Raw genomic sequence first — 26,026 nt, 5'->3', positions numbered from 1 at the left:
CTCATGATCATTTGCTCATGTGGTGGCCGGGACAGCTCAGCGGCTGCGCGCCACCCTCTGTTCGTCCCACACCGGCTCCGCCGACTCGTACACCTTCCCGTCGGAGCCGAATACGATGAACCGGTCGAAGGTCCGGGCAAACCAGCGGTCGTGGGTGACCGCCAGGACAGTTCCCTCGAAGTGGTCAATGGCCCGCTCCAGCGCTTCAGCGGAGTGCAGGTCCAGGTTGTCCGTGGGCTCGTCTAGCAGCAGCAGGGTGGCACCACTGAGCTGAAGCAGGAGGATCTGGAACCGCGCCTGCTGGCCGCCGGAGAGTGACTCATACTTCTGTTCCGACTGTCCCGCCAGGCCGTAGCCGTCCAGGGCACCCGCGGCGGCCTCCCGGCCCAGCCCGGAACGGTGTTCATCGCCGCGGTGCAGGATTTCCAGCAGGGTCTTTCCCAGCAGGTCGGGACGGACATGGGTCTGGGCAAAGAATCCCGGCCGGATCCTGGCACCGAGCTTGACGGTGCCTTCGTGCGGTACCTCGGCGATGTCAACATCGGACACGGGCAGGTGTTCGCGTTCGGGGTCAGTGCCGCCAGTGGCCAGCAGCCGCAGGAAGTGCGACTTGCCGGAACCATTGGAGCCCAGCACGCCCACGCGGTCGCCGAACCACACTTCCGTGGAAAAGGGCTTCATGAGCCCGGTGAGTTCCAGCTTCTCCGCCACGATGGCGCGCTTGGCGGTCCGTCCGCCTTTGAGCCTCATTTGCACGTTCTGCTCGATGGGCAGCGCCTCGGGCGGCCCCACTTCAAGGAACTTTGCCAGCCGGGTCTGGGCGGCATGGTAGCGGTTGGCCATGTCGGAGCGGAACGCGGCCTTGTTCTTGTACATGTTGACGAGTTCCTTGAGCTTGATGTGCTCCTCGTCCCAGCGCTTGCGCAATTCCTCGAACCGGGCGTTCCGGTCCGCCCGGGCCTCCACGTACGATTCGAATCCGCCCCCGTGGATCCACGCGGCGGCCCCGTTGATCCCCGGCTCAAGGGTGACAATGCGCCCGGCGGCGTTGTTCAGCAGCTCGCGGTCGTGGCTGATGAAGAAGACGGTTTTCCTGGAGTCATTGAGCTTCTCCTCGAGCCAGCGCTTGCCCGGCACGTCAAGGTAGTTGTCCGGCTCGTCCAAAAGGAGGAGATCGTCCGGGCCGGCGAACAGTGCTTCCAGCACCAGGCGCTTCTGCTCGCCGCCGGAAAGGGTCGACGCCGGGCGGTGCTGTGCGCGGTCAAAGGGCAGCCCCAGCGCGGCCATGCAGACCTCGTCCCAGACGGTCTCGACGTCGTAGCCGCCGGCGTCCCCCCAATCCACGATGGCCTGGGCGTACCGCATCTGGGTGGGCTCGTCGTCGTCCTCCATCATGGCCAGCTCGGCGTCATCCACCTCGCGGGCAGCGGCTGCCAGGGCCGGGGGAGCGGCGGACACCAGGAGGTCCTGGACGGTGGAGCCGTCCCGCACCTGCCCCACGAACTGGCGCATGATGCCCATGTTTCCGGACCGCCCAATGACGCCCTCGTCCGGGACCAGGTCTCCGGCGATGATCCGGAACAGCGTGGTCTTCCCCGTGCCGTTGGGCCCGATGAGGGCGGTCTTGGTGCCGTCAGGGACCTTGAAGGTCACTCCGTTCAGGAGCTGGGTGCCGTCGGAGAGGAAGTAGTCGATGCCGGAAACGTCAATATGGGCCACACCGTCAATCCTCCCACGCCGGTCCCTTGCCTGGCGGGGTCCCCTAGCCGGCGGCGGTGAGGAACTGCTTCAGCAGCGGGCCGGAGGTGGTGGCGCCCAGGCCGCCGTCCTCCACGAAGACGGCTACGGCCAGGTCCCCGTGGACGGCCACGATCCAGGCGTGCGTCTTTGGCGGAGTCTCGGTGCCGAATTCGGCGGTTCCGGTCTTCGCCCCTACCGGTGCCCCGGGGACGCTGGACAGGAACCCCGCGTGGCCGGACGTGACGACGGCGCGCATCATGTCTGCCAGCGACGCCGCCTCCGCAGCCGTGATCGGCTTGTCCGAGGCGGTGGAGGGTGCCTCGGCAGCGGCGGTTGCGGACCGGTCGGCCGCGGGGGCAGTGGAACCTGCCGTTGTTCCGGCAGCGGGCGCACCGGCGTCGGGGTTGAGGACCAGCTGCGCGGCGACGGGGGCGCCCTTGGCCACGGAGCCGGCCATGATTGCTGCGGCCAACGGGGAGAGCAATACCTTGCCCTGGCCAATCATGGACGCTGCGTGTTCGGTGCCCTGCGCCTGCCCTGGAACGGAGCCCAGGAAGGCTTCGGCGCCAAGTTTCGGCGCCTCCACCGCCACTCCCATGGACGTGGCAGCGGCTTCAAGCTGGCCCTGCGACACCGAGTCACGCTGGGAGATGAAGGCAGTGTTGCAGGAGTGGGCAAAGGCGTCCCGCAGGGTCACCGCGCCCAAAGAGGTCTCGGGGTAGCCTTCCGAGTTTTTGAAGGTCCGCCCGTCCACCGTGAGCGTGGGGGTGCACTGGATGGTGGAGTCGGGCGTCATCCCGTTCCGGAACATGGCCAGGGAATCCACCATCTTGAAGATCGATCCCGGGGCGTACTGTCCCAGCATTGCCGTGTTATAGCCGTTGCTGCCCGGCCCGGAAGCCGCTGCCAGCACGGCTCCGGTGGAGGGTCGGAGGGCCACGATGGCTGACGCCGGCCCCACCGGCTCCAGGATGCCCTCAGCCAGCGTCTGCAGCCGCGGATCGAGGGTGGTCTTCAACGGCGTCCCGGGCTTGGGCTCCACCTGGAAGAGGACGCGGCGGGGGTCGGTGCCGGCGGATTGGATCTGTTCGCGCGTGAGGTCGGCCCGTTGCGCGCGGATGACAACGGCGTCCGATCCGCGGAGCTGTTCGTCATACTGCTGCTGGAGCCCTCCGATGCCCGTGACGTCCCCGGGGGCCAGGGCGCCATCGGACGCCTCGATTTGTTCCGCCGTCGCTTCCCCTACCGACCCGAGCACGGCCCGGGCAAACGTCCTGCTCGGGGCCAGGGGGATGGATGCCGGGATGCCGCGGGCGCCGGGAATGGCCTGGATCTGTGCATCGGTGATGGTACGGCCCTCTTCGCGGAGGGTGATGGCGGAAACAAAGGCCTGGGCACCTGCTGCCTTGACCTGCTGCACGTAGGCGGCAGGGTCCACTCCCACCAGGGCAGCCAGTTTGCCGGCGGAATCGGCGGGGTCTGCGCTGCCCAACTGGGGCTTGTCGATGCCCACATTCACCACGGGGCGGTAGGTCACCAGCGGGACGTCTCCGGCGCCCAGGATGTCTGCGCGCTGGGGGGTCTGGGATCCTTTGGTCACGATTTCGCTGTCCCCGAGGCCCGGTGCCAGGATGGCCGGATCCCAGACGGTGAGCCATTTATCGCCGGACTTCCTGAAGTTCGCTGCGATGGTGTACTTCCATTCCGCGTCGCCGAACTTCCAGGTGTAGTTCAGGGGTGCGGAGGCCTTGTCCCCGTCCAGCGTGAGTCCGCCTGCCTGGACCTCGGGTTTTTGGGGGTCCAGGGCCGCGAAGACCTGGTGCAGCTGGTCGTTCGCTGCGGCGGCGTCCTTGCCGTCGAAAGCCACGGACCCTACATCGAGCGCCGAGACTGCGCCGGCCAGCTGCCGTGCCGCGGCTTCGGCGCCGGACTTTCCGTCATCGCAGGCCACCAGCGAGGTTCCGATAATGAGCGCAGTTATGGCAAGCGAAAGTTTTGTTGTTTTCCCCATCGCGCCATTATCCCCCGGGCCGGCTGACATCAGCGCCACGCGTGTTCAGTCCCGGGTCATGGAGCGTTATGAGAGCCCCAGGTCCGGCACCGGCAGTTTGAAGACGTCCTTCAGGGCGGACGTTGCGGCATGCAGCCCGGGCATGCCCGTCACCCCGGGACCCGGCGGTGTCGACGACGAACACAGGTAGACGCCCAGCAGCGGCGTCCGCCACGGGATGGGGGACACCACCGGCTTCTGGACCAGACCCCGGACGTCCATAATGCCGGCGCTGAAATCGCCCCCAATGTAGTTCCGGTTGTATTCAGCCAACTCCGCTGCGGTGATGACGTGTGATTCCACCACAAGATCGCGGAATCCCGGGGCGAACCGTTCCAGCTGCGCGGCAACCTGGCTGGTCATGTCCTTCGTCGAGCCGGAGGGAACATGGCAGTACGTCCACAGTGTGTGCCGGCCTGCAGGGGCGCGGCCTGCGTCGAAGCGGGACGGCTGGGCCACGAGCACATATGGCCGTTCAGGATGGTGTCCGGCACTGACTTCGTTTTCCGAGCGTGCCAGCTCGGCCCGCGTGCCGCCCACGTGCACGGTGCCGGCGTCGGAAAGTCCGCTGGCCTGCCACGGCACCGGCCCGGACAGGATGAAGTCCACCTTGCAGGAGCCATTGCCGTAACGGAAGCGTTCCAGGGCCCGCCGGTAATGTCCGGGAAGTGATTCCCCTGCCATGTCCAGCAACCCCCGGGGTGCCACGTCCAGCAGCGTGGCGCGGGTGGCAGGAAGCTGTTCCAACCGGTCAATCGGGGTTCCGGTGTGGATGACTCCTCCGTGGGCGCGGATGTCGTCCGCGAGGGCTGCGGCGATGGATGCGGAACCGCCGCGGGGGATGGGCCATCCCACGGCGTGTCCCAGGGCACCAAGCATCAGCCCGGCTCCGGAGGCGGCGAGGGAGGGCAGGTGGGAGATGGCATGGGCGGCCACACCGCTGAGGAGGGCCGGCGCCAGTTCCTCCCGGAACCGAAGGTTCCACAGCCCGGTCCCTTGTTCCAGGGTCCGCAGGCCGTAGACGCCGGCCACCAGGGGGTTCCGGGGGATCCGGAGGAGTTGGTTTTGGGTGAAGTCCATGACGTCGTCAATGTGGCGGACCAGTGGCTCCATGAGCCGGCGGTACGCGGGTCCGTCCCGGCCCAGTCCTTCAACGGTCCTGTCCATCGATTGATAGGCCAGGGCTGCCCGGCCACCTTCCAGCGGGGAACCGAAGGACACGTCCGGGGTGATGAGGTCCACCCTTCGGGGCAACTCGAAAGCGCGGAAGAAAGGGGAGGCCACAGCCATTGGGTGCACGGCGGAGCAGACATCATGGAAGTGCCCGGGCTGCATCAACTCCGTGGTCCGGGTTCCGCCGCCAATCGTCGCTGCGGCCTCGAAGACCTCCACTGACAGGCCGGCCCGCGCCATCACCGCTGCCGCGGAGAGTCCGTTGGGGCCGGACCCTACTACTGCCACATCAGGCACGGGACCCCGCCTTCGCCGCGCGGAATGAAGCCAGCCGGATCCGGTCCGGCGCGTTGGAGAAGGGGCCGCCGTGGGGGTCGTCCAGGTGGTGGCGGCGGATGGGATCATAGGCGGGATCGTAAATGTCCCAGACGACGCGTGCCATGAGATAGGCCACCGCGGCCATATGCGCGGCCACCGCCAGGACGTAGTAGGGCATGTCCAGGTTGTGCTGGGAGGAACCTGCGCTGGTCACCTGTCCAAGGTACATCCATATCGCAGCCCAATGCAGGGCTTCGATGCCCTGCCAGACCAGGAAGTCGCGCCACCGCGGCCGGGCCAGGGCCAGCAGCGGAATGAGCCACACCACGTATTGGGGCGAATACACCTTGCTGGTAAGGATGAAGGCCGCCACGATCAGGAAGGCGAGCTGCGCCATGCGGGGACGGCGGGGGGCCGTCAACGCAACAGCGGCAATGCCTGCACAGGCCACGGCAAAGAACCCGGTGGAAAACATGCTGACGGCACCGGCGCCAAGCCCGGACCAGCCCAGCCTGTCCGCCACCAGGTTGTAGGCAAACCAGGCTGAGCTGTACCCGGCGCCCCGCTCAGCGCTGTACTGGAAGAAGAAGGCCCACCCGGAAGGGTTGGCAGCCGCGAACGGCAGGTTCACTGCCAGCCAGGTGGCGGCCGCGCTGCCGCCGGCCACCAGCAGCGGGCGCCATCTTCCCGTGCGTACTGCAAGCAGCAGGATGGCGCCCAGCACCAGCAGCGGATACAGCTTGGTGGCCGTGGCGAGGCCAATCATGACCCCGGCGGGCACAAGCCGTTGCCGGGCAAAGAAGTACATCCCCAGGGCAAGCAGGCATGCGGCCCAAAGGTCCCAGTTGATGGTTCCGGCCAGCACGATCCCCGGAGCCACCGCCACCATGGCCGCATCCCACGGACGGCGGCCGGGCATGCGTGCTGTCACCAGCACGGTGGCCATGGCCACCGCCGCCAGCAGCACCGCGTTGATGTCAAAGTAGGCCAGGGCGCGGGCACCGGCCTCTCCGCCGGGTACCAGCCAGGCCGTCACACCCGCAATCAGCCCAAGGAGCACCGGGTATTCGAACTGGCTGCCGCTGCCCAGGATGGGAAAGATTCCCGCGGCCATGCCGCGGTTGCGGAACAATTCGGGGAAATCCGAGTAACACGTGGCATAGAACTGCGTGGGCGTCTCCCAGCCGTTGGCCCTGCAATAGCCCTTCAGCAGGACCCCCACCAGGGCTGCCAGGGCCGTGAGGACAATGAGCACCCGTTCCACCGAGTAGATACCGGGGGAGACCACGCCGGGATCTGTCCTGGATCCCAGCGGGCCGCCGATCACCTCGGTGAAATTCCGCAGCAGGGCATCGCTGCGGCTGGGCACTACGATTCGGGGCCGTCGTCCGCTGTCCGGCGACTGGGTCTCGTGCATGGCTTCGAGCTTACAGCCGGCCCCCTGCCGGGGGTTTGGGGGCCGGCCCTTCAGCGCAGGCCACCTATTTGCTGGTGCATGAGCACGAAAACGTCGTTCCGGTGCTGCTCCAGCAGGGCGCTGTTAAAGGAACTGCGGCGCTGCAGGGGCCGGGACAGGAGTCCCATGATTTTTTGCATCAAGGGAGCCACCTCCTTTCTTCGGTTATAAGGAACAAAAGTGCATGGCGAATTAGCACCCCTTTTCAGTGCGCAAAAGCGCGGAAATTTGGGCGCAAGGAATTCACCGGGGGAATTAGTGGAATTGCGCAGGAGCGCAGTGGCAGCGCGGACTACCGGGAGCCGGGAGTGAACCGCAATGCCGGTGGGAGAGCTGTGGCAAATGCGGGACTATGCGGCTGCGAAGGGGAGGCCTGGGCAGCAGCAGTTCCCGGAAGTCAGCGGAGAAGTACGGTGGTCCGGCCTGGACGGCCCGTCCTGGACATGGAGTCCCGCCTGGGCCTTGACGGTACTGGCACCGTGGCCCGCGGCCAGGTGGCTGGCGCCTAGCGGCGTCGCAGCAGGCCCGGGAGGTCCGCCGGCCGGCGGTAACCCGAGTTGACCGAAGCCACGCGCACAGGATCAGCAAAGGCCGGGAATGCATTGATGGAGGCATTCCATTCGCCAGTCAAAGTCATCATTATCCCAACCTCCTTTTCTACTGTCCGCTGCGTGGATTGCAATGCGGTCTTTAACCCCGGCAGATTGCCGTGGGGTCAGGAATAAAGGTACCCCAGGAATTCGCGGAAGACCAGCAATTTCCGGAGAAAAGAAGAAAACTTTTGAATAGGGGTATTTAGAGGCCCCAGCGGACAATGGCGGGGGTCTTCTTATCCCATCCAAGCGTGCAGACCTTCGCCGTGCCCAGGATGAAATGCCGGCCTTCCGTGGGCGGCAATTCCAGCCAGCGCGCGGTGAGGATCCGGGAGAAGTGCCCGTGCGCCACGATCAGCACATTGTCCATCCCGGATTCCAGGATCCGGCCGATGATCTTGTCCGCCCTGGCGGCAACCTCGTCGAGTGTCTCCCCGTTGGGCACGCCGTGGGTCCAGATCAGGTAGTCGGGGTTGTCCTTGCGGATCAGGTCCGAACTGATGCCCTCGTAGTCGCCATAGTTCCATTCGACCGCGAGCGGTTCATGCCGGGCATCGGGGAAGCCGGCGAGTTCGGCTGTCCGCCGTGCCCGCCGCAGCGGGGACGTGAGCACCAGGTCGAAGTCGACGCCGTCCAGCACCTTGCGGGCCTCCACGGCCTGCTGCTCGCCTTCCACCGTGAGGGGGAGGTCGGTGAGGCCGGTGTACTGCCCGCTCTTTGACCATTCGGTTTCGCCGTGGCGGAGGATCCAGAGCTGGGGGCGCGGGGCAAAGGCGGGGTTGGTCACTTGGACTCCTCAACGGGTGAAGGTTCGACGGCGGCGGAAGAGACTCCAGGGCCGGGTCCGGCAGGTGCTGATTCAGGCTGTTCGGCCCACCACCGGAGCAGGCGCGCCTCAGCTTCCGCGGTGGGCAGTGGTCCGTGTTCCATCCGTTCATTCAGGAGGAACTTGTAGGCGCGGCCCACCACAGGCCCCGGTTTGAGTCCCAGCACGGCCATGATCCTGGCCCCGTCCAGGTCCGGGCGAACTGCGTCCAGGGACTCCTGTTCCCGGAGTGCGGCGATGCGGGCTTCGAGGTCGTCGTAGGCGAAGGCCAGGCGCTCGGCCTTGCGCTGGTTCCGGGTGGTGACGTCGGAGCGGGTCAGGCGGTGCAGGCGCTCCAGCAGCGGACCAGCATCGGTCACGTACCGGCGGACGGCCGAGTCGCTCCAGCCGGCGTCGCCGTAGCCGTAGAAGCGCATGTGGAGCTCCACCAGGCGTGCCACGGCCTTGATGGTGTCATTGTCGAACCGCAGCGCCTTCATCCTCTTGGAGGTGAGCTTGGCACCCACCATGTCGTGGTGCCGGAAGCTCACCGCGCCGCCCGGTTCGAAGCGGCGCGTAGCCGGCTTCCCGACGTCGTGCATCAATGCAGCGAAGCGCAGCACGAAGTCCGGTCCGGGCACCGGACCCTCCGCGTCGGTTTCGAGCTCGGCTGCCTGCTCCAGGACCTGGAGCGAGTGCTGGTAGACGTCCTTATGCCGGTGGTGCTCGTCGGATTCGAGGCGGAGAGCGGAAACCTCGGGCAGTACATGCTCGGCCAGCCCGGTTTCCACCAGGAGGTCGATGCCCGTCCGTGGCCGGGCACCGCAAATCAGCTTGACCAGTTCATCCCGCACGCGCTCGGCGGAGATGATTTTGATCCGGTCCGCCATGCCTGTCATTGCGTCCCGCACGTCATCGTGGACCGAGACGCCCAGCTGCGCGGCGAACCTGGCGGCCCGCATCATCCGCAGGGGGTCGTCGGAGAAGGAAGCTTCCGGCGCGCCGGGGGTGGCCAGCACGGAGGCGTGGAGGTCGCGGACGCCGCCGAAGGGGTCCACCAGCTCCATGGAGGGCAGCTTCAACGCCATGGCGTTAATGGTGAAGTCGCGGCGCAGCAGGTCATCAGTCAGCGAGGAACCGAACGCCACCACGGGCTTGCGCGAATCGGGATCGTACGCCTCGGCCCGGTACGTGGTGATCTCAATCTGGAAGCCGGCCTTGCGCATGCCAATGGTGCCGAAGGCGCGCCCGATTTCCCAGAAGTTGTCCGCCCACTTTTTGATCAGGGCCACGGTCTGGTCCGGCGTGGCGTCGGTGGTGAAGTCAAGGTCGGGGGAGGTCCGCCCAAGGAACAGGTCACGCACCGGACCGCCCACCAGGGACAGCTCGTGGCCGGCGTCCACGAAGCGCCGGCCGAGCTCCAGGACCACCGGGTCCACCTTGAAGTCGACAGTGTGGGAATCAATCTTGTGATGTGCGTGCGACATAGTTCCTTAAGCTTGGCAGAAACCAGCGCCGCGGCAGTCCAAAAAGCGTCACGATCCGGGCCAATTGACCTTCGCCGCCGGAAAGTGCGTCATATCCTGTCCATGTTGGTGTCATGTTCCGGTCATCACGGAAGGGCAACAGTCGTTAGAGTGGACTCCATGGCCCATCCAGTACCGAGCGCTCCAGGCAGGAGGACGAACGCACCATTGCCGTCGGCAATCGGGGCGCACGTTGCCCCTGCCCAGCAATCGGCACCGGCGTCGCTGCCTACGGTCGAGGAAGTCTCGGCCGGCGGTGTCGTGGTGGATACGTCCGACGCCGGGTTGAGGGTTGCGATCATCGCCCGCCTTAATAGGGGTGGCCGCCTCGAGTGGTGCCTGCCCAAGGGCCATCCGGAGGGCAAGGAAAACAACGAAGAGGCCGCGGTCCGTGAGATTGCCGAGGAAACCGGCATCGAGGGCACCATCCTGGCGCCGCTTGGCAGCATCGACTACTGGTTCACCGTCAGCGGCCACCGGGTCCACAAGACCGTGCACCACTACCTCCTGCGGGCCACAGGCGGCGAACTCACCATCGAGAACGATCCCGACCAGGAAGCCGTGGACGTGGCGTGGGTCCCCATCCAGGAACTTGCCCGGAAGCTGTCATTCCCCAACGAACGCCGCATCGCCGACCTCGCCCGTGACGTCCTGCCCGGACACCTCTAAGCCCGGACGCCGCCGTCGCCATTGCGGTGTTAAGTGCCGGTGGGTGAGACGATGAAGTCGATGTCAGCTACCAACTTTCCTTCCGACCGGTCCGGCCGGCCCGATGACGCGGCACCCGACGGCGTGCCCCCGGAGCCGGCCGCTCCGGACCTGGCCCAGCCCGTGGCCGCTGGCCCCAGCGAAACCCGTTCCAGCGCCATCATGGCCGCCGGAACGCTGGTTTCGCGTTTCCTGGGCTTCGGCAAGACCTGGATGCTCGGTACCGCCCTGGGCCTGGGCTCAACGGTCAATGACACGTTCATCAACGCCAACAACCTGCCCAACCTGATCTTCCTCCTGGTGGCCGGCGGCGTGTTCAACGCGGTCCTGGTCCCACAGATCATCAAGGCCAGCAAGGCTCCGGACAGGGGAGCGGACTACATCAGCCGGCTGCTGACGCTGGCTGTCCTGCTCCTGTTCGGCCTGACGGCCGTGGTCACCCTGGCAGCTCCCGGCGTGATCGAACTGACCACCCAGGGCTATTCACCCCAGCAAAAGGCTCTGGCGGTCACCTTCGCGTTCTGGTGCCTGCCGCAGATCTTCTTCTACGGCCTTTACGCCCTGCTCACCCAGGTCCTGAACGCCAACGGCGCCTTTGGCCCTGCCATGTGGGCGCCCATCATGAACAACCTGGTGGCCATCGCCGGCCTGGGCATGTTCATCTGGATTTTCGGCAGCAACGAGGTCAACCCGCACAACCTGGACAACTGGGGATCAACGCAAACGCTCCTGGTGGCAGGATTCTCCACCATCGGCGTGCTGTCCCAGACAGCCATCCTGCTGGTCCCGGTCTTCCGGCTGAAGCTCGGCCTCCGGCCACGGTTTGGCTGGCGCGGCGTGGGGCTGGGCCACGCAGCCAGGCTGAGCGTATGGACGCTCCTGACGGCCGCCGTCGGGCAGCTCGCCTTCCTGTACGTTATGCGCATCGCCACCATTCCCGGCGCCGAACGCATCCGCCTGCAGCAGGCGGGGGACCCGTCGGCATACACCCTGCCCGGCAACGCGGTCCTTGAAGTGGCCAGCCAGCTGTACCTGCTGCCGCACTCGATCATTGCCCTGTCGCTGGCCACCGTGCTCTTCAACCGGATGACGCGGGCATCGCAGGACGGCAACCGGGCTGAACTGCGCGATGCCCTCTCCCACGGCCTGCGGACCATGGCCGTGGCCACTGTGTTCGGGGCGCTGGCACTGTTTGCCCTGGCCGGTCCGCTGGGCATGTTCTTCTCCGGCGGACTGCGGCAGGACGGCGTCATGCTGGCCCAGACGCTCACCATCCTGGCCCTCAGCACTCCGTTCATGAGTGCCAACTTCATGATGTCCCGCGTGTTCTACGCCAACGAGGACGCCCGCACGCCGTTCTATGTCCAGCTGCTGCTCGCCGTGGTGTACGTGGCGGGGGCGTTTGCCATCCAGTTCCTGCCGGTGGGCCAGATCATCTATGCCATTGCCGTCCTCTACATGGTGGGCAACATCCTCTCGGTGGTCATCAGCGCGTTCTTCCTGCGGCGCATGCTGGGCCACCTCGACGGCCCACGGATCGCCAACTCCTACATCCGCATGGGGTACGCGGCCCTCGGTTCGGCAATCGCCGGTGCGGGCGCCCTGTGGCTCATGGGCAGCTACAACCCGGACGGTTTCGCATGGCAGAACCGGATCACTGCCCTGGTCACCGTCATTGTGGTGGGACCCGTCATGCTGGTGGTGTACTTCGTCCTTCTCAAGCTGTTTCGGGTCTCAGAGCTCACCGACATGCTCCGGCCCCTGCTGGGCAGGTTTGGCCGCGGCAGCCAGGCCCCTGCTCCGGACGCCGGGGACGCGCCGTCGTCCCCTCCCGCTGAAGCTGTGGACGGGGAGCGCGGTCACCGCCCGGAGCGGGCCACCACGTCCGTTGATACCGGCCTTATCCCCCGTATCTCCGGTGAATTCGACGCCGTCTCCTTCCGTGCCGGCCCGGACCCGCAGCGTGGGACGCACCGTCCGCAGATGTACGACGGCGGCACGGCCCAGGGTGCCGAGGACGCCTACCTGCCGGGGGAGGACCAGCCCGGCACCGCCCGCGGCGGCCTGCTCAGGGAACAGATCCCGCTTCCCGGCCGCCGCACCTACCAGGGGAAGCCCGGCGAGAACCCGTATTTCAAGACCAGGCGCAAGCGGAAAAAGTAAATTCCGTCCGGTCTGGCGCACGTCTTCTCCGCAGCCGTTTGGGGCGGATCGGCTAGGATCGAACAGGTACAGGGGTAGTTGCATTACGGGTTTGCCGTTCGCGGCACCCGAACGGCGGTTGCGTCATCAGACCGGCAATCCCGGACAGTCTAGGAGGAACACGTGTCCAACCCGATCGACGTCGGATCAGTACTGGGCGGCCGCTACAAGGTCACCGCCACAGTGTTGGCCTCGCACGACCACGATCTGGTGCTGGACGGTGTGGACCAGGTCCTCAACCGCCCGGTCAGCATCCTGGTTGCCGGCCCGGAGAACACCGAACAGGTTGCGCAGAGCGCCCGCGAAGTCGCCACCGGCGAACGTCCCGGCACCGTTCAGGTCCTGGACCTTGGCGTCACCGAGGACGCCACCTACCTCATCACCAACCACACATCCGCCGCCGACCTGCTGGACTTGGTGGTTGCGCCCAATCCGCCGTACGTGGAGCCATTCTTCACGGACACGCTGGGCAGTGAAATCTTCGGCCAGCCGCGGTCGCACGAGCCGGAGCCGTACGACGAGGAAGACCACGTCGACGCCGGATACATCAACTACGCCGATTCGCACCCCAGCCAGGTTGATCCATACCGTTCAGCGCCGGCCGTACCGCCCAGGCCGTCCGTTCGTCCCGCTGCCCAGCAGCCCGCCGCACCAGTGCGCGCTGCCGGGGCCGCTCCGGGCGCTGGTGCGGCCGCAGCGGCTGCTGCTGCAGCGGCCGGTGGGGCTGCAGGTGCTGCTTCGAACAAGGGAAACGGGTCCTCCCGGATGGATCCGGATGCCACTGCAGCGCAGCCGGTGGCAACCAATGCCCAGACCCAGTCCGGACGCGCCAGCGCTGCGGAGGCGGACACAGGACCCAACGATACCGCTGCCGCAAGCACCCCACGGCAGCAGGTCCAGCCAACCGCTGAGGACCGGACGCCCAAGGTTTCCCTGTGGTCCGACGACGACTATGCGCAGTCAGGGGATCAGGACCACTACGAGGAGACCCACGAATCCCCGCAGGAATCGCATCCAGTCAAGGGGAAGGCAGCCCTCTTTGCACGTGCGGCTGCGCCCGCTGCCGCCGGCGTCGCCTTCGCGGACCGTGCCGAGGATGACGACGACGATCGTGATGAGTCCGAAAACCAGCCCCGATCCATGCGCTGGCTGGTGGGCGGGCTCCTGGCCGTTGTGCTGATCGCCGGCCTGATCTTCGCCGTGACCAACCTGGGCAGCCTCTTTACGCCGGGGCCTCAGGCCAAGCCGACAGCTGGCCCCGCAACCACCAACTCCCAGGCATCAGCGCCTGCCACTCAGGCAGCACCGTCGGCGCCGCCCGCCGTTCCGCCGGCCATCGAGAGCGTCAGCCGGCAGGGGAACTTCGACTTCGCCGCCACCTTCGATGGCGATCTGGTCAAGGCCTACGACGGCAATGCCGCCAGCTACTGGTCCGATATGGAATTCGCCACGGAAAACTGGGGTGGCCTGGCCCCGCAGGGCGTCCCCCTCGTTGTGAAGCTGAAGAGCGCTGCCACTGTCTCCTCCATCACGCTCTCCCAGCTCGGGGGATCGGGGGGCAACATCACGGTCTACACCAATGACCGGCCCACCATGGACGGAGCCAAGGCAGTAGGAACCAACAGCTTCACGTCCACAGACCTGAACATGCCCCTTCCGGAACCGGTGCAGGCACAGTACGTGATTGTCTCCATCAATTCCCTTCCCAAGCTGGCGGCTCCCAAGACCCGCTACGGCTACGGTCTCCGGCTGGCTGAAATCAAGGTCCAGTAGGCGTCTTTCCGCCTGCGGGTGTTACCGGCGCTGTTACTGCCGCCCACCGGCACCCGCAGCGGGAATGTAGTCTGGAAAGAGCGCCCTGCGACGGCTGGTCCTCTGACTTCCCCGGTGGTTCACCTTGCCCGGGCGCTGGAATATTCAGCACGCGGACACAGTTGTGCCATGTGGCCGGCCTCCACGGGGAGGCGAGTCGAACAAGGAAGAGGTTCACGGTCCAGTGACCATCGAAGAGAAGACGGCGTCCGGCGTTCGCGACGTCATCATTGTGGGCTCCGGCCCGGCGGGCTACACGGCCGCCGTCTACACAGCCAGGGCGAACCTCAAGCCTCTGCTGCTGGCGGGTTCAGTGACCGCCGGCGGGGAGTTGATGAACACCACCGACGTTGAAAACTACCCCGGCTTTCCGGAAGGGATCATGGGGCCGGACCTCATGGAGAACTTCGAGAAGCAGGCGGCACGCTTTGGCACCGAGATCCAGTTCGAGGATGTAACCACGCTCGAACTTGAGGGCGCCATCAAGACGGTGACCATCGCCACGGGGGAGACCTTCAAGGCGAAGGCGGTCATTCTCTCCACTGGTTCCGCATACAGGGAACTTGGCCTGCCTAACGAGAAGCGCCTGTCCGGGCACGGTGTCAGCTGGTGCGCAACCTGTGACGGTTTCTTTTTCAAGGATCAAGCCATCGCCGTAATCGGCGGTGGCGATTCCGCCATGGAGGAGGCCCTGTTCCTCACCAAGTTTGCGAAATCGGTAACGGTTGTTCACCGTCGCGATTCGCTGAAAGCCTCAAAGATCATGGCGGACCGGGCACTGGCACACGACAAGATCAACTTTGTTTGGAACAGCACCGTGGACGATGTGCTGGGAACGGACAAAGTGACGGGTATTCGGTTGAAGAACCTGTTGGACGGATCTTTGTCGGACCTCGCAGTGACAGGTGTCTTCGTCGCTATCGGCAACGATCCCCGTACGGACCTCGTCAAGGATGTCCTCGCGCTGACGCCTGAGGGAACCATCGCCGTGGAGGGTCGCAGCTCCCGTACCAGCCTTCCCGGCGTCTTCGCTGCCGGAGACGTTGTTGACCCTACCTACCGCCAGGCCATCACCGCCTCCGGTTCCGGCTGTGTCGCGGCAATAGACGTCGAGCACTACCTGGCCGACCTGCCGGCATAATCTGCCCCCACTGTTATCCGAAGAGAAAGATAAGGTTATGAGCAACGCTAAAGATGTAACTGACGCAAGTTTCGGCTCCGACGTTCTGTCCGCCGAAAAGCCGGTAATCGTGGACTTCTGGGCCGAATGGTGCGGGCCCTGCCGTAAGCTCGGACCTATCCTGGATGAGATTTCCGTGGAGTATGGTGAAAAGGTTGACGTCGTCAAGGTCAACGTAGACGACAACCCTGCCATCGCCGCTGAGTATGGAATCACTTCCATTCCTGCCGTTTACCTTTTCCAGGGTGGCGAAGTGAAGAGCACAGTTATCGGTGCCAAGCCGAAGCAGTTCTTCGAAAAGGAATTCGCAGACGTTCTCTCCTGAGCACCCCTCCCTGCGGTAGGCAGGAAGTGGGATCTGCACAAAGTTGGCCATCGCCCTGGGGGCGGTGGTCAATTTTTTGTCTGCGCCCATTGAGATGGGACGGGTCAGACAGGGTTTCACGTGAAACATTCGTTCGACAGGGCATGAAACGCCTAGTCTGCACTATCAGGGCCTTTTCGCTGGCGACGTACTTCGTACGGGACTGTGGACCAACCATTCGGGCCGCACAACGGGTTACTGCCTCCAGCTACTAGTAGGTCGCGTTTCACGTGAAACATCCATCTGGGTGGACTGGGTGCCGAACTTGAGTCATGCCGCCCTGGAGTAAGCAGGACTAGGCGACCGTAACTTGCGTGGCAATGAATTTGTGCGCCCCCCCTTCTTGAGAGCGTGCGAGCCGTGTTCGCCTCGCTTGACCACCCGAGAAATGGGGTGGCGGTGTGGAGCTTTAGCTGCCCCCAACGCGGTGAGCGGCGATGAATCACGCTTGCCGCTATCCGGTGGGTCATTTCTGGTTCCGATCCCCTATATGTCAGGCAGAGCACAACTATCGAACTATTCCCGAGGCCGCGAGGCTTGTTCGACCAGTGAAGTCATTACGTGCAGCCGGAGACCCTGACGTGCGGGGAGGGTGGAGCTGCGGTCCTCGCAGCACTTCCAGGTCGCTTTGGAGCGTCACGGGGGGACGAAGTTGCAACCGGACCGAAACCGGCACAGTAGGGCCAGGAATTGACCATCTTGACGCAGGGTGAAGGAGAACGGTGATAGTTCCCCGCTCCCAAACTATAGGCACAGCCGATCCTGGCCCGACCACAGAGAGTTGGGCATGATGTGAGGTGCAGTTGTGGGCATGTACGGAATCTGACGCTTAGAGATGCTGGCCCAGCGAGGCCGCTGCATCTGTTGTCGCCCATGTCCGGACTACTGTCGGTGCACCCTGGTCCTGCGGTGGGCCGTAGAGGTCTCACGTACTCCGGAACACTTGGAAATTCTATGGCAGGTCGTTAGCCATATAGAGGCATCCAGGGCTCCCGCGGAGCGCAGAAGTGTTTCACGTGAAACATGACAAACACAGGGGAGTGCGCGGCGTTTCACGTGAAACATCTCCACTCTCGGCCCGCGACTCAGACCGGAGACGGGCAGTAAGGGTAGCCCCGCACCAGTGAAGGAGTAACGGAAACCCTACGGTGCAAGGCGGTATGAGAATCGGTACGTAGGACCCCCTTGCTTCGTTTATCCAAGCGCTTATCCGACCTCGGTTACCGAGATGCCGCAATCACTTACTGGACGGTCGCGCGCTGATCGACGCGACCGTCCGCCCGCAGCTCGCGGTCGGCAGAGGCAACAAGGATCGTACTAAGGGCCAAGCGCGGCAATCTCACCTGGTTCACGACGCATTCACACTGTGTGCGTCTCGACACCACGGCCTGGGGGCTCTAGCCGGCGGCACAAACCAATGCAGCAGCAGCTAGACCGCCAGGCTGATGGCCCAGCGTGGACATGTGGATCGGAGCCTCCCGTTCAGCGCCCCACGAAACGATATCCACTGTGAATTGGAGCAGGGGCATGTCCCTGTCCCGGTCGGAAGCTCCACGCATTCGCGCCTGCGGCCGAGCCGCCCTGCGACCCGTCACTCCCACGGTGCGCGCAGAGTTGTACACAAAGTTTTCCACATGCCAATCGCGTCAGTATCCACATACTTATCCACAGCCGATACAGTCTCCGCAGATCTGATCCCCATCACATGGCAGACTTTACTGCCGGCAGATCAGGAGTTGTCCCAGCGGTTATCCGCGTGAAAATGCAGGTCGAACGGTTCCGAGATGGGGAGGTGCGTCCCCAAAGGCTCGCAATCAACCAGCCGGGTGCTATCTCCCGGCGTCCCCGGGGGCTGCAGACGACATTGAGGATTGTTTCACGTGAAACGCATACCCGCGCTCCGAGTCGGATGGCGCGCGCGGCGGGAACTGTCGTCTTGGACCCCCGACTGACCTTTTAGCACCTGGAGTCTTACCCACACCTGCCGCCAGAGTTATCCACACTCTTATCCACAGGGATATCCACCGATGAAATTGGTCACACAAGCCCGTGGCATCCCAGTTCTGCTCCGCCGGCAACTGCGCCAAGGGGAGCCACGGGACCTCCTGCCGGCCAACAGGACAGAGACATGTGCCACCCGCGATGGGGCTTTTGGTTAGTCACCTCTGGAAGCGCAAGAAGCCAGTACCGTGATGACCCTATCCAGCCCCTCTCCTGGTCCTCAAGAGCTTCGAAGCAGACCACCCTTTCGGGCGCGCCTCCCGGTACAGTGGCTGGTGCAAAGTAGCGCGCACACCAGTAGGACATTGCCGGTACCTGGCCACGACTGTGCTCCTTCCATTACGAGGTGACGCATCTGCAATCCGCGAGCCATCAACATCCAGGTGAATCCCAGCCCCGCACTCAGTGATCGGCGCCCACCCATTCAGCGGCGGCGACACGTTCCGGAGAACAGCACCACATATGGCTCAGCTACCAAAAAAGGCGGACTCGTCACGAAGAGACGACCAGTGGCCAGGAGACAATTATGGCGCCCCAGATAAGGCCGGAGGCCAAGCAGGCATCGAACAGAGGTGTGGGAGCGAGCACGCGAGGCGAAGGCCATAGAGTCCGCTCTACTCTGGTGGGGCCGGCATTACTGCTGGGCTGACGGATGACGCCTTCCAGTCGAGCCTGGTTACCCATAGCAAGCGCACATGTTTCACGTGAAACGCGGAGCGTAGCCATCCCGCACGGCTCCAGCATCATCGGTATCAAGGATCCACGTCGTGGTCCACTGGCTCAGCGGGCAGCCAAACCCCATGGCAGCTGGCTGTTTCAGGGGAAACGATGAGCGTAGCCTTCCCGCAAGGGTCCAGCATCATCGGTATCAAGGATCCACGTCGTGGTCCACTGGCTCAGCGGGCAGCCGAACCCCATGGCAGCTGGCTGTTTCACGTGAAACGTCATGCTTGACTGACACCCGCGAGCAGCCGCGTGACGGTAACCCCGCGCACGTGGACGCGAACGCATTCCTAGATACGGGGGACCCTTGCATAGTGAACTTTTGCCTGCGCCATGGCTCCGGGGTATCACCAGGATTGAAGAAGTTCCATGGCTATAGTGCTATGACAGTCGGCCCAGGTCGTCCACGTCGAGGACGTCTACGAGATTCTCTGCGCACACGAGGTGTCAGGACCGGACGCACTCAATATGGCACTGGGCATGTTCCCGCAATTACCGAACCTGACGCCGATGTGCCGCTGAAGCGCGAAACGTCAAGAACCTGGGTCTTCCGCGAATCGGGGCGTCCATCGAAGCGCCCGGATTCTCGGTTACCAGCCGCGTTTGCCGAATATTTCAACCCAGACGGAAACCCCATGCAGAGCAAAACGCTCCAGCAATGGCGCTACATTCACCAAGATCTGGCAAGTCCTCCACGCGAGCGTCCAGCAGAAGGGTGGAGTGTGGCCGAGCGTGCAGTTACCGGACTTTGGCGGCAAGCCACAGATCACCGCAGCATCGCACTAAGCGGCCTTGCGGGGTGATTTGCGGAGCAATTCCACCGCAGAAGGCGGCGGGGCTCACCCTTGTTTCACGTGAAACAAGAACGAGGGTAACCAGCCCATGAGTCCTTGGCCCACCAAAGACCACACCACAACTGGCCGGCGCATAAAGGTCAGGAACACCGTTCTGTGACACCGGCACCGACGCCCGCGTCTAGCGTGGGCCCAGTATGGCGGATCTGCAACTTACCGCTGGGCACGTACATAGATGGAGTTGGGGCTGCTGTCCGGCCTCCCAGCGGCACTAAATCGGCCCCGTGCACGCCACCAATCTGACAAAACAAGTGCAGCCGCACCATGTACGCCGGCAACCCCGCGGAAGCCAGCCAGGAACAACCAGGAATAGGCAGGGTTCGGGGACTAGCTGGGGGACGGTTGAACGACACAACGGCCTGAAAACAGCCTCATCAACCACCCATGGGAACCACGGGCAATGATCACCAAAACAAAAAGGCCCGATTCGCAACGAACCGGGCCTTCTAACTTTGAATCAGTTGGTTGAACCTGGAGCCAAGACATCCATGATCCTGTTCAGGTCTTCTACGCTGGCGAACTCGATACTGACCTTACCCTTCCTGACACCAAGGGAGATTTTGACGTTCGTATCAAGGCGGTCCGAAAGCGAGGATGCCAGGTAGTCCAGGCGTTCGTGCCGTGCTCCGGGACGCGGGATATTGTTCTTGGCGGGCTTGGCCGGATCCTGGTAGAGCGTAACCGCTTCTTCAGTAGCGCGGACAGACATTCCCTCTGCGACAATTTTCTGCGCAAGCCGTTCCATGGCTGCAGCATCGGGAAGGGAGAGAAGTGCCCTGGCATGGCCGGCAGACAGCACACCCGCCGCAACACGCCGCTGAACCAGCGGGGGCAGCTTCAACAGGCGGAGCGTGTTGGATACCTGGGGCCGGGAGCGGCCGATGCGATCCGCCAGCTGCTCGTGGGTGGTGCCGAAGTCTTCGAGGAGCTGCTGGTAGGCCGCCGCTTCTTCGAGGGGGTTCAGCTGGCTGCGGTGCAGGTTTTCAAGCAGCGCATCCCGGAGCAGGTCATCGTCCGTTGTGTCACGGATAATGGCGGGGATGGTTTCCAGGCCCGCTGCCTGTACGGCGCGCCAGCGCCGCTCACCCATGACCAGTTCATAGGGCTCGCTACCGGATTCGGTTGAGGTGCGGACCACAATTGGCTGGAGGACGCCGATTTCGCGCACCGAGTGCACCAGCTCAGCCATGTCATCCTCGTCGAAGACATTTCGGGGCTGCTTGCGGTTCGGATGGATGTCGGACACCGGGATTTCCGCAAAGCGGGCACCGGGAACTTCCACCAGCTCAACACCGGATTCCTCCCGGAAGTCTGCACCGGCGGTCTCGGCCGGCACTGGACCGTCTTCGGCAGGGCTGTCCACAACCTCGGGGACTGCCGGGGTTTCAGCGGCGGGGGAGGATTCCGGGGACTCATTGGAGCTGGCCGCGGAAGTCTTCCTGGCAGCCGTCTTTTTCGCCGGAACTTCCGGACTTGAGGAAGCAGACTTCCTGCCGTCGCCGTCTTTGTCCGGCGCCGTCGTGGCAGCCGCTGCGTTGCCTGCCGCGGTGCGCTGGCCGGGAGCCGTGGCTTCCTTGTCCTGCGTTTTCGCGGGGGCTTCGGCTGCGGGTTGTTCTACCGGCTCGGTTTTCTTCCGTCCTTCGGGAAAGAACAGATCCACAGGCCGGGATACCGTCCCACCGTTGCCCGACCCATTGGTTGCGGCGGAACTCGGAATCAGCGCGCCAAGACCGCGGCCTAGGCCCCGTCGCTTCTCGCTCATGGGTAAATCCCTCCAGTGGTAGAGCCCCGGACCAGCCTGGCTCCGTGCGTTGCGGTATTGAAGATTTTAGCGTTCGGCTATTTCAGCGGCGGCTTCCAGGTAGGACAGTGCGCCACTCGAGGACGGATCATACGTCATGACTGTCTGCTGGTAGCTGGGAGCTTCGGAAATCCGCACGGACCGTGGAACCACAGCCGCGAGCACCTGGTCCGGGAAATGCTGGCGTACCTCTGCGGCCACCTGGGCAGCGAGGTTGGTGCGGCCGTCGTACATCGTCAGGAGGATGGTTGAAACAACGAGGTCCGCGTTGAGGTGCTTCTGGATCATCTCGATGTTCTTGAGGAGCTGGCTCAGGCCCTCCAGCGCGTAGTATTCGCACTGGATGGGGATAAGAACCTCGCTGGCGGCGCAAAAGGCGTTGACCGTCAGCAGGCCCAGGCTGGGCGGGCAGTCAATGAACACGTAGTCCAGGCGTTCTTCACCGTTCTTCTCGCGGGTCTTCGCGTAGACATCGATGGCACGCCGCAACCGCTGTTCGCGGGCAACAAGCGAAACCAGTTCAATCTCGGCACCCGCAAGATGGATGGTGGCCGGGGCACAGATGAGCTTTCCAATGTCCGGGCACGGGGCAACCACATCCGCCAGCGGGACGTCATTGATCAGGACGTCATAGATGCTGTCCACGTCGGCATGGTGCTCAATTCCCAGTGCGGTGGAAGCGTTGCCCTGGGGGTCGATATCGATGACCAGGACGTTCAGTCCGGCAGCCGCCAGGGCCGCGGCAATATTCACGGTGGTGGTGGTCTTGCCCACCCCGCCCTTCTGGTTGGAAACCGTGAAGATGCGGGTCTTGTCAGGACGCGGGAGCTGACGTCCCATCAGGCGCTCACGGCGCTTCGTCTCGTGGGCAAGCTCGCGGGCGATGGGACTTGAATCATCGATGGCGTCAATGACGTTCGAACGACCTGAAGTGGTTGTTTCACGTGAAACCGCGCTGCCGGCGGACGCGGCACCAACCGTTTTAGGGTGATTGCCACCTCTTCCGGGTGCCATTGCTATACCGGCAAGCCCGGACCCAGCGACAGAACGTGCCGACCCCAAGGACACAAACGGCGGGATCCGTTGTGCGGAGGCTTCACTACTGGTCACTGGGGCACACTCACTCTCGTTCAGCCAATTTTGCTGCCGTTGTCTAGCCTAACTGCTCCGACCCGCTGACAGCCGTCAGCGGGCCCGCATTAGGACTTCTTTTGGGGCTTGTTTACAACGATGCGGACCACCGTGGTGGGTTCCTCAAGGAGGTTGTCGCCCACCGTCAGCACGGAAGTCTCAATACCACCCAATTTGCGGATGGTCTTGGCAGCCTTCTCGATCTCCTCGCCGGCGCTGCGGCCCTTGATGGCCACCACTTCACCGTGGCCACCAAGCAGCGGGATGGTCAGGCCGGCGAGGTTGGTCAACGCCGATACCGCACGGGCTGTCACCACGTCAGCCTCCACCTGCCCCACGGCGAGCTCGGCGCGGGTGCGCATCACCGTGACATTGTCCAGGCCCAGGTCATCAACCACTTCCTGGAGCCAGATCACGCGGCGCTCCAGGGGTTCAATGAGCGTGAGCTCAAGGTCGGGGCGCGCAATGGCAAGGCACAGGCCGGGCAGTCCGGCGCCGCTTCCGACGTCGGCAACGTGGCTTCCCTGGGCGATCTCGCTTTCGATGACGGCACAATTGAGCACGTGCCGGCTCCACAGCCGGGGAACCTCGCGCGGCCCGATCAGGCCCCGCTCAGTGCCGGACGTTGCCAGATGCTCCACGTAGCGCTTTGCCAGGTCCAGGCGGTCGCCGAAGATCTTCTCAGCAGCGCGAAGCTCTGCTGCCGTGATGTCAACCATGGTTATGGGGTCAGCATTCTCTAGTCTGCGGAAACAACAATGTGGCGTCCGGCGCCTTCGCCCTCGGACTCGCTGACCAGGCCGAGGTCGGCCACGGCGTCGTGCACGATCTTGCGTTCGTAGGCGCTCATCGGTTCCAGGGCGACGGACTTGCCGGTCTCCTTCACGGAAGCCGCTGCGTCTTCGGCGATCTTCTGCAGATGGCCGGTGCGTTCCTGCCGGTAGCCGTTGATGTCCAGGACAAGCCGGGAGCGGTTTTCCGTGGCGGACAGGACCGCCAGCCGGGTGAGCTCCTGGAGGGCCTCGAGGACCTCGCCGTCCTCGCCGACAAGGCTCTCCAGCCCCTCGGCTTCCTCGTCGGCAACGATGGAAATGTACGTCCGGCCGTTGCGGACCTCGATGTCAATGTCGCCGTCGATGTCGGCGATGTCCAGCAGTTCCTCAAGGTAGTCGGCAGCCACGTCCCCCTCTTCCTCGAGGCGGCTGGCGGCGGAGACCTTTGCGGACGAAGCATCCTGGTTCACGGACTCGTCCTGATCTTCAATCTCTTCAGAAAGGGCGTGTTCGGTGCTCTCGGCTGACATTACTTCTTCTTCCTGTTCTTGCGCTGGGGCTGGACGCGCTGTCCCTTGGTCTCAAGTGCGGCGGCCGCGGCGGCGTCGGTTTCTTCATCCCGCTTGCCGGTGAGGACGGAAAGGGCGGGGAGGCCCTTGGCGGCACGGCGTTCGGCGAGGGCCTTGGCTGCGGGGGATCCCGGCGTCGGCATGCGGCGGATGACGAAGAACTGCTGGCCCATGGTCCACAGGTTGGTGGTGGTCCAGTAGATGAGCACACCGATGGGGAAGTTGATGCCGCCCACACCGAAGACGATGGGCAGGATGTAAAGCATCATCTTCTGCTGCCGCATGAACGGGCTGGCCATGGCCTCTTCGGACATGTTCTTGGCCATGATCTGCTTCTGGGTGATGAACTGCGAGGCCGTCATGGCCAGGATCATCACGATGGAAAGGATCCACACAGCAACCTGGTTGCCGCCACCCCCGCCATGCAGCAGGGAGGCAGACAGCGGAGCACCAAAAATGCTCGACGCGTCGAATTCCACAACCTGCTCATGGCTCATGGCACCGATGCCGGCGCCCTGGTCCTTTGCGGCGGAGATACCGGAGAGCACCTGGAACAGTGCAAAGAAGAACGGCATCTGGATCAGCATGGGCAGGCAGGCCGAGAACGGGTTGGTCCCGTGCTTCTTGTACATGGCCATCTGTTCCTGCGCCATGGCCTGGCGGGACAGCTGGTCGGTCTTGCCCTTGTACTTGTCCTGGAGCTTCTTCAGGTCGGGCTGCAGCAGCTGCATGCCGCGCTGGGCCTTGATCTGCTTGACGAATACCGGGATCAGGGCGGCACGGATCACCAGCACGAGTCCGATGATGGACAAAGTCCAGGTCCAGCCGTTCGCAGCAGGCATCCCGATGGCGCTCAAGCCATCGTGGAATCCGATCATGATGATGGAAACCAGCCACTTGAACGGGGCCATGATTGTTCCAAAGAAGTCCATACTTATCCCTATTCGTCAGGCCGCACTGCGGCCTTCTTCATCAGTCCGAGCAACCAGGTACCTGTCCGGATTGTTCAGCACAACAATTGTGGGGGTCTGGCCTGCGGGCCATTCCCTGTGGCCGGCGGGGACGTGGTCCACTCCGCCGGCATTCCATGGATGGCAGTGGCCAAGGCGCCGGACCGCGAGCCAGCTCCCCTTGACGGCGCCATGAACAGTGACCGCTTCAAGGGCGTAGGCCGAGCAGGAAGGGAAGAATCGGCAGACCGGCCCGTACAAGGGAGAAACCACCTTGCGGTAGGCCATCAGCAGAAGAATGAGGACGTTGCGGGGCAGGTTCCAGAGGAACTTGCCGACGGCGGCAGGCACGTTGCGGAAACGGGCGACGACGGCGGTGGCGTTAGACACGCGTTGTCCCCTCCTGTGTTGTACCGGCCGAACCTGTCGCGGCAGCCCGTGGAGGGCGGCCAGCCAGCCGGTTCAGCGTGGATTCCAATGCAGCGTTGTAGTCCGACAGCAGCTGGTCCCAACTGGCGGACGCGGACGCCGGAAGCGCCCGCACCACAATAGCCAGTCCTGTACCGTGCTCTCGCAACGAGGCAGCAGCTGCTTCTCTCAGTCTCCTCTTAACGAGGTTCCTGACCACAGCGTTCCCTACACCCTTGGAAACAATGAACCCGATCCGGCTGGGTTCGTCGGCAGCAATGGCTGCCGCATATAACACTACGTTCCGGCGCCCATTGCGGACACCGGAACGTACGGTTGTTGAAAAATCGGTTGAGGTCCTCAAGCGGTTGCGGGCGGCCAGCACCTTAAACTCGCAAAGGGATGTCTACCGACAAGCCAGTTATCTAGGCCGACAGTTCGGTGCGGCCCTTGCCACGACGGGCTGCCAGGATGGCACGGCCGGCACGGGTACGCATACGAAGGCGGAAGCCGTGCTTCTTGGCTCGACGGCGGTTATTCGGCTGAAAAGTCCGCTTGCTCACGTTAGTTACTCCAGTGGATCAAAGGTGCGCCCACCCGATCAGTATGGGGAAGAACTGGCCGACGCTAAGTTTTGTATATGCACGCTTCCCCCGGCTGTCCGGACGCACTGCGCCTGGAGAGTTCAGATGGGGCCACAAAGCGGACACAAAGGACTTCACAACGTTAGGGCAATCTGCAGGCCGGAGTCAAACCGGAAGGCGCCTTGGCGGCTGTCCCCAGCTGTGCCTAAGTATCCCCAACAGCCTGTGGATGAAGTGGCTCACAGGGGCGTTCCGGGAACCACAACAGTGTAATTATCCACAGCCGGATAGCCAGCTATCTTCTA

At 64.0% G+C, this 26,026-nt stretch carries 21 protein-coding genes; 5 read left to right on the top strand and 16 right to left on the bottom strand.

All coding sequences use genetic code 11. From position 1 onward, the window contains the following. Nucleotides 1-36: 36 nt before the first annotated feature. The 8 genes from AC3ANU_RS02305 to AC3ANU_RS02270 form a co-directional block, all read right to left on the bottom strand. Nucleotides 37-1,719 carry an ABC-F family ATP-binding cassette domain-containing protein gene (locus AC3ANU_RS02305; RefSeq protein ID WP_488315381.1) on the bottom strand — a complete coding sequence of 561 codons (1,683 nt, stop codon included), beginning with the start codon at nucleotides 1,717-1,719 and terminating at the stop codon, nucleotides 37-39. 43 nt (nucleotides 1,720-1,762) lie between these two features. Then, a complete protein-coding gene (locus AC3ANU_RS02300; protein ID WP_018769857.1) occupies nucleotides 1,763-3,751 on the bottom strand; it encodes a penicillin-binding transpeptidase domain-containing protein in 1,989 nt (662 codons plus the stop codon). Between the two features lie 66 nt (nucleotides 3,752-3,817). Continuing rightward, on the bottom strand, nucleotides 3,818-5,260 hold the full coding sequence (locus AC3ANU_RS02295) for a phytoene desaturase family protein (RefSeq protein WP_478222633.1): 1,443 nt from the start codon (nucleotides 5,258-5,260) through the stop codon (nucleotides 3,818-3,820). After that, the gene (locus AC3ANU_RS02290; protein ID WP_488315380.1) at nucleotides 5,253-6,698 is read right to left on the bottom strand and encodes a glycosyltransferase family 87 protein; all 1,446 of its coding nucleotides are present in this window, start codon (nucleotides 6,696-6,698) and stop codon (nucleotides 5,253-5,255) included. Before AC3ANU_RS02290 ends, AC3ANU_RS02295 begins: the two co-directional genes overlap by 8 nt. A gap of 50 nt (nucleotides 6,699-6,748) precedes the next feature. Next, nucleotides 6,749-6,880, bottom strand: coding sequence for a hypothetical protein (locus AC3ANU_RS02285; RefSeq protein ID WP_261377430.1), 132 nt, complete (start codon nucleotides 6,878-6,880; stop codon nucleotides 6,749-6,751). A gap of 362 nt (nucleotides 6,881-7,242) precedes the next feature. Next, the gene (locus AC3ANU_RS02280) at nucleotides 7,243-7,377 is read right to left on the bottom strand and encodes a hypothetical protein (RefSeq protein ID WP_018769862.1); all 135 of its coding nucleotides are present in this window, start codon (nucleotides 7,375-7,377) and stop codon (nucleotides 7,243-7,245) included. Between the two features lie 155 nt (nucleotides 7,378-7,532). Then, a complete protein-coding gene (locus tag AC3ANU_RS02275) occupies nucleotides 7,533-8,117 on the bottom strand; it encodes a histidine phosphatase family protein (protein WP_018769863.1) in 585 nt (194 codons plus the stop codon). Continuing rightward, nucleotides 8,114-9,622 carry a CCA tRNA nucleotidyltransferase gene (locus AC3ANU_RS02270; RefSeq protein ID WP_056392343.1) on the bottom strand — a complete coding sequence of 503 codons (1,509 nt, stop codon included), beginning with the start codon at nucleotides 9,620-9,622 and terminating at the stop codon, nucleotides 8,114-8,116. The genes AC3ANU_RS02275 and AC3ANU_RS02270 overlap by 4 nt, the downstream gene beginning before the upstream one ends. A 207-nt stretch (nucleotides 9,623-9,829) precedes the next feature. On the opposite strand from AC3ANU_RS02270, the gene AC3ANU_RS02265 reads away from it, so the two are divergent. The 5 genes from AC3ANU_RS02265 to trxA all read left to right on the top strand — a co-directional run bounded on the left by AC3ANU_RS02265 (nucleotide 9,830) and on the right by trxA (nucleotide 15,888). Beyond that, complete coding sequence (locus AC3ANU_RS02265) at nucleotides 9,830-10,330, top strand: NUDIX hydrolase (RefSeq protein ID WP_018769865.1); 501 nt, start codon at nucleotides 9,830-9,832, stop codon at nucleotides 10,328-10,330. A 60-nt stretch (nucleotides 10,331-10,390) separates the two neighbouring features. Then, nucleotides 10,391-12,532, top strand: a complete 2,142-nt coding sequence (gene murJ / locus AC3ANU_RS02260; protein WP_488315379.1) for a murein biosynthesis integral membrane protein MurJ — start codon at nucleotides 10,391-10,393, stop codon at nucleotides 12,530-12,532. Between the two features lie 162 nt (nucleotides 12,533-12,694). After that, the gene (locus tag AC3ANU_RS02255) at nucleotides 12,695-14,344 is read left to right on the top strand and encodes a discoidin domain-containing protein (RefSeq protein WP_488315378.1); all 1,650 of its coding nucleotides are present in this window, start codon (nucleotides 12,695-12,697) and stop codon (nucleotides 14,342-14,344) included. Nucleotides 14,345-14,567: 223 nt separating this feature from the next. Continuing rightward, nucleotides 14,568-15,524 carry a thioredoxin-disulfide reductase gene (gene trxB, locus AC3ANU_RS02250; protein WP_488315377.1) on the top strand — a complete coding sequence of 319 codons (957 nt, stop codon included), beginning with the start codon at nucleotides 14,568-14,570 and terminating at the stop codon, nucleotides 15,522-15,524. Between the two features lie 37 nt (nucleotides 15,525-15,561). After that, nucleotides 15,562-15,888, top strand: coding sequence for a thioredoxin (trxA, locus tag AC3ANU_RS02245; RefSeq protein WP_018769869.1), 327 nt, complete (start codon nucleotides 15,562-15,564; stop codon nucleotides 15,886-15,888). A gap of 4,074 nt (nucleotides 15,889-19,962) precedes the next feature. Here trxA and AC3ANU_RS02240 read toward each other — a convergent pair. The 8 genes from AC3ANU_RS02240 to rpmH all read right to left on the bottom strand — a co-directional run bounded on the left by AC3ANU_RS02240 (nucleotide 19,963) and on the right by rpmH (nucleotide 25,700). Then, the gene (locus tag AC3ANU_RS02240; protein ID WP_056392336.1) at nucleotides 19,963-21,267 is read right to left on the bottom strand and encodes a ParB/RepB/Spo0J family partition protein; all 1,305 of its coding nucleotides are present in this window, start codon (nucleotides 21,265-21,267) and stop codon (nucleotides 19,963-19,965) included. Between the two features lie 66 nt (nucleotides 21,268-21,333). Further along, nucleotides 21,334-22,416, bottom strand: coding sequence for a ParA family protein (locus AC3ANU_RS02235; RefSeq protein ID WP_315898351.1), 1,083 nt, complete (start codon nucleotides 22,414-22,416; stop codon nucleotides 21,334-21,336). An 89-nt stretch (nucleotides 22,417-22,505) separates the two neighbouring features. Beyond that, nucleotides 22,506-23,156, bottom strand: a complete 651-nt coding sequence (gene rsmG, locus AC3ANU_RS02230; RefSeq protein ID WP_056392334.1) for a 16S rRNA (guanine(527)-N(7))-methyltransferase RsmG — start codon at nucleotides 23,154-23,156, stop codon at nucleotides 22,506-22,508. Between the two features lie 20 nt (nucleotides 23,157-23,176). After that, nucleotides 23,177-23,740 (bottom strand): Jag family protein, encoded by a 564-nt coding sequence (locus AC3ANU_RS02225; protein ID WP_488315376.1) that lies wholly within the window; start codon nucleotides 23,738-23,740, stop codon nucleotides 23,177-23,179. Continuing rightward, nucleotides 23,740-24,711: a membrane protein insertase YidC gene (gene yidC / locus AC3ANU_RS02220; protein ID WP_018769874.1), complete on the bottom strand. Its 972-nt coding sequence runs from the start codon at nucleotides 24,709-24,711 to the stop codon at nucleotides 23,740-23,742. Before yidC ends, AC3ANU_RS02225 begins: the two co-directional genes overlap by 1 nt. Before the next feature lie 15 nt (nucleotides 24,712-24,726). Beyond that, on the bottom strand, nucleotides 24,727-25,119 hold the full coding sequence (gene yidD / locus AC3ANU_RS02215; protein WP_018769875.1) for a membrane protein insertion efficiency factor YidD: 393 nt from the start codon (nucleotides 25,117-25,119) through the stop codon (nucleotides 24,727-24,729). Beyond that, nucleotides 25,112-25,522 (bottom strand): ribonuclease P protein component, encoded by a 411-nt coding sequence (gene rnpA, locus AC3ANU_RS02210; RefSeq protein ID WP_081620205.1) that lies wholly within the window; start codon nucleotides 25,520-25,522, stop codon nucleotides 25,112-25,114. The genes yidD and rnpA overlap by 8 nt, the downstream gene beginning before the upstream one ends. Before the next feature lie 40 nt (nucleotides 25,523-25,562). Further along, nucleotides 25,563-25,700: a 50S ribosomal protein L34 gene (gene rpmH / locus AC3ANU_RS02205; RefSeq protein WP_003800212.1), complete on the bottom strand. Its 138-nt coding sequence runs from the start codon at nucleotides 25,698-25,700 to the stop codon at nucleotides 25,563-25,565. Nucleotides 25,701-26,026 lie beyond the last annotated feature (326 nt).

Source organism: Arthrobacter sp. SDR-2R (assembly GCF_057747955.1).
The sequence above is the reverse complement of the archived record's forward strand: the minus strand, read 5'-3'. Positions and strand labels throughout refer to the sequence as shown.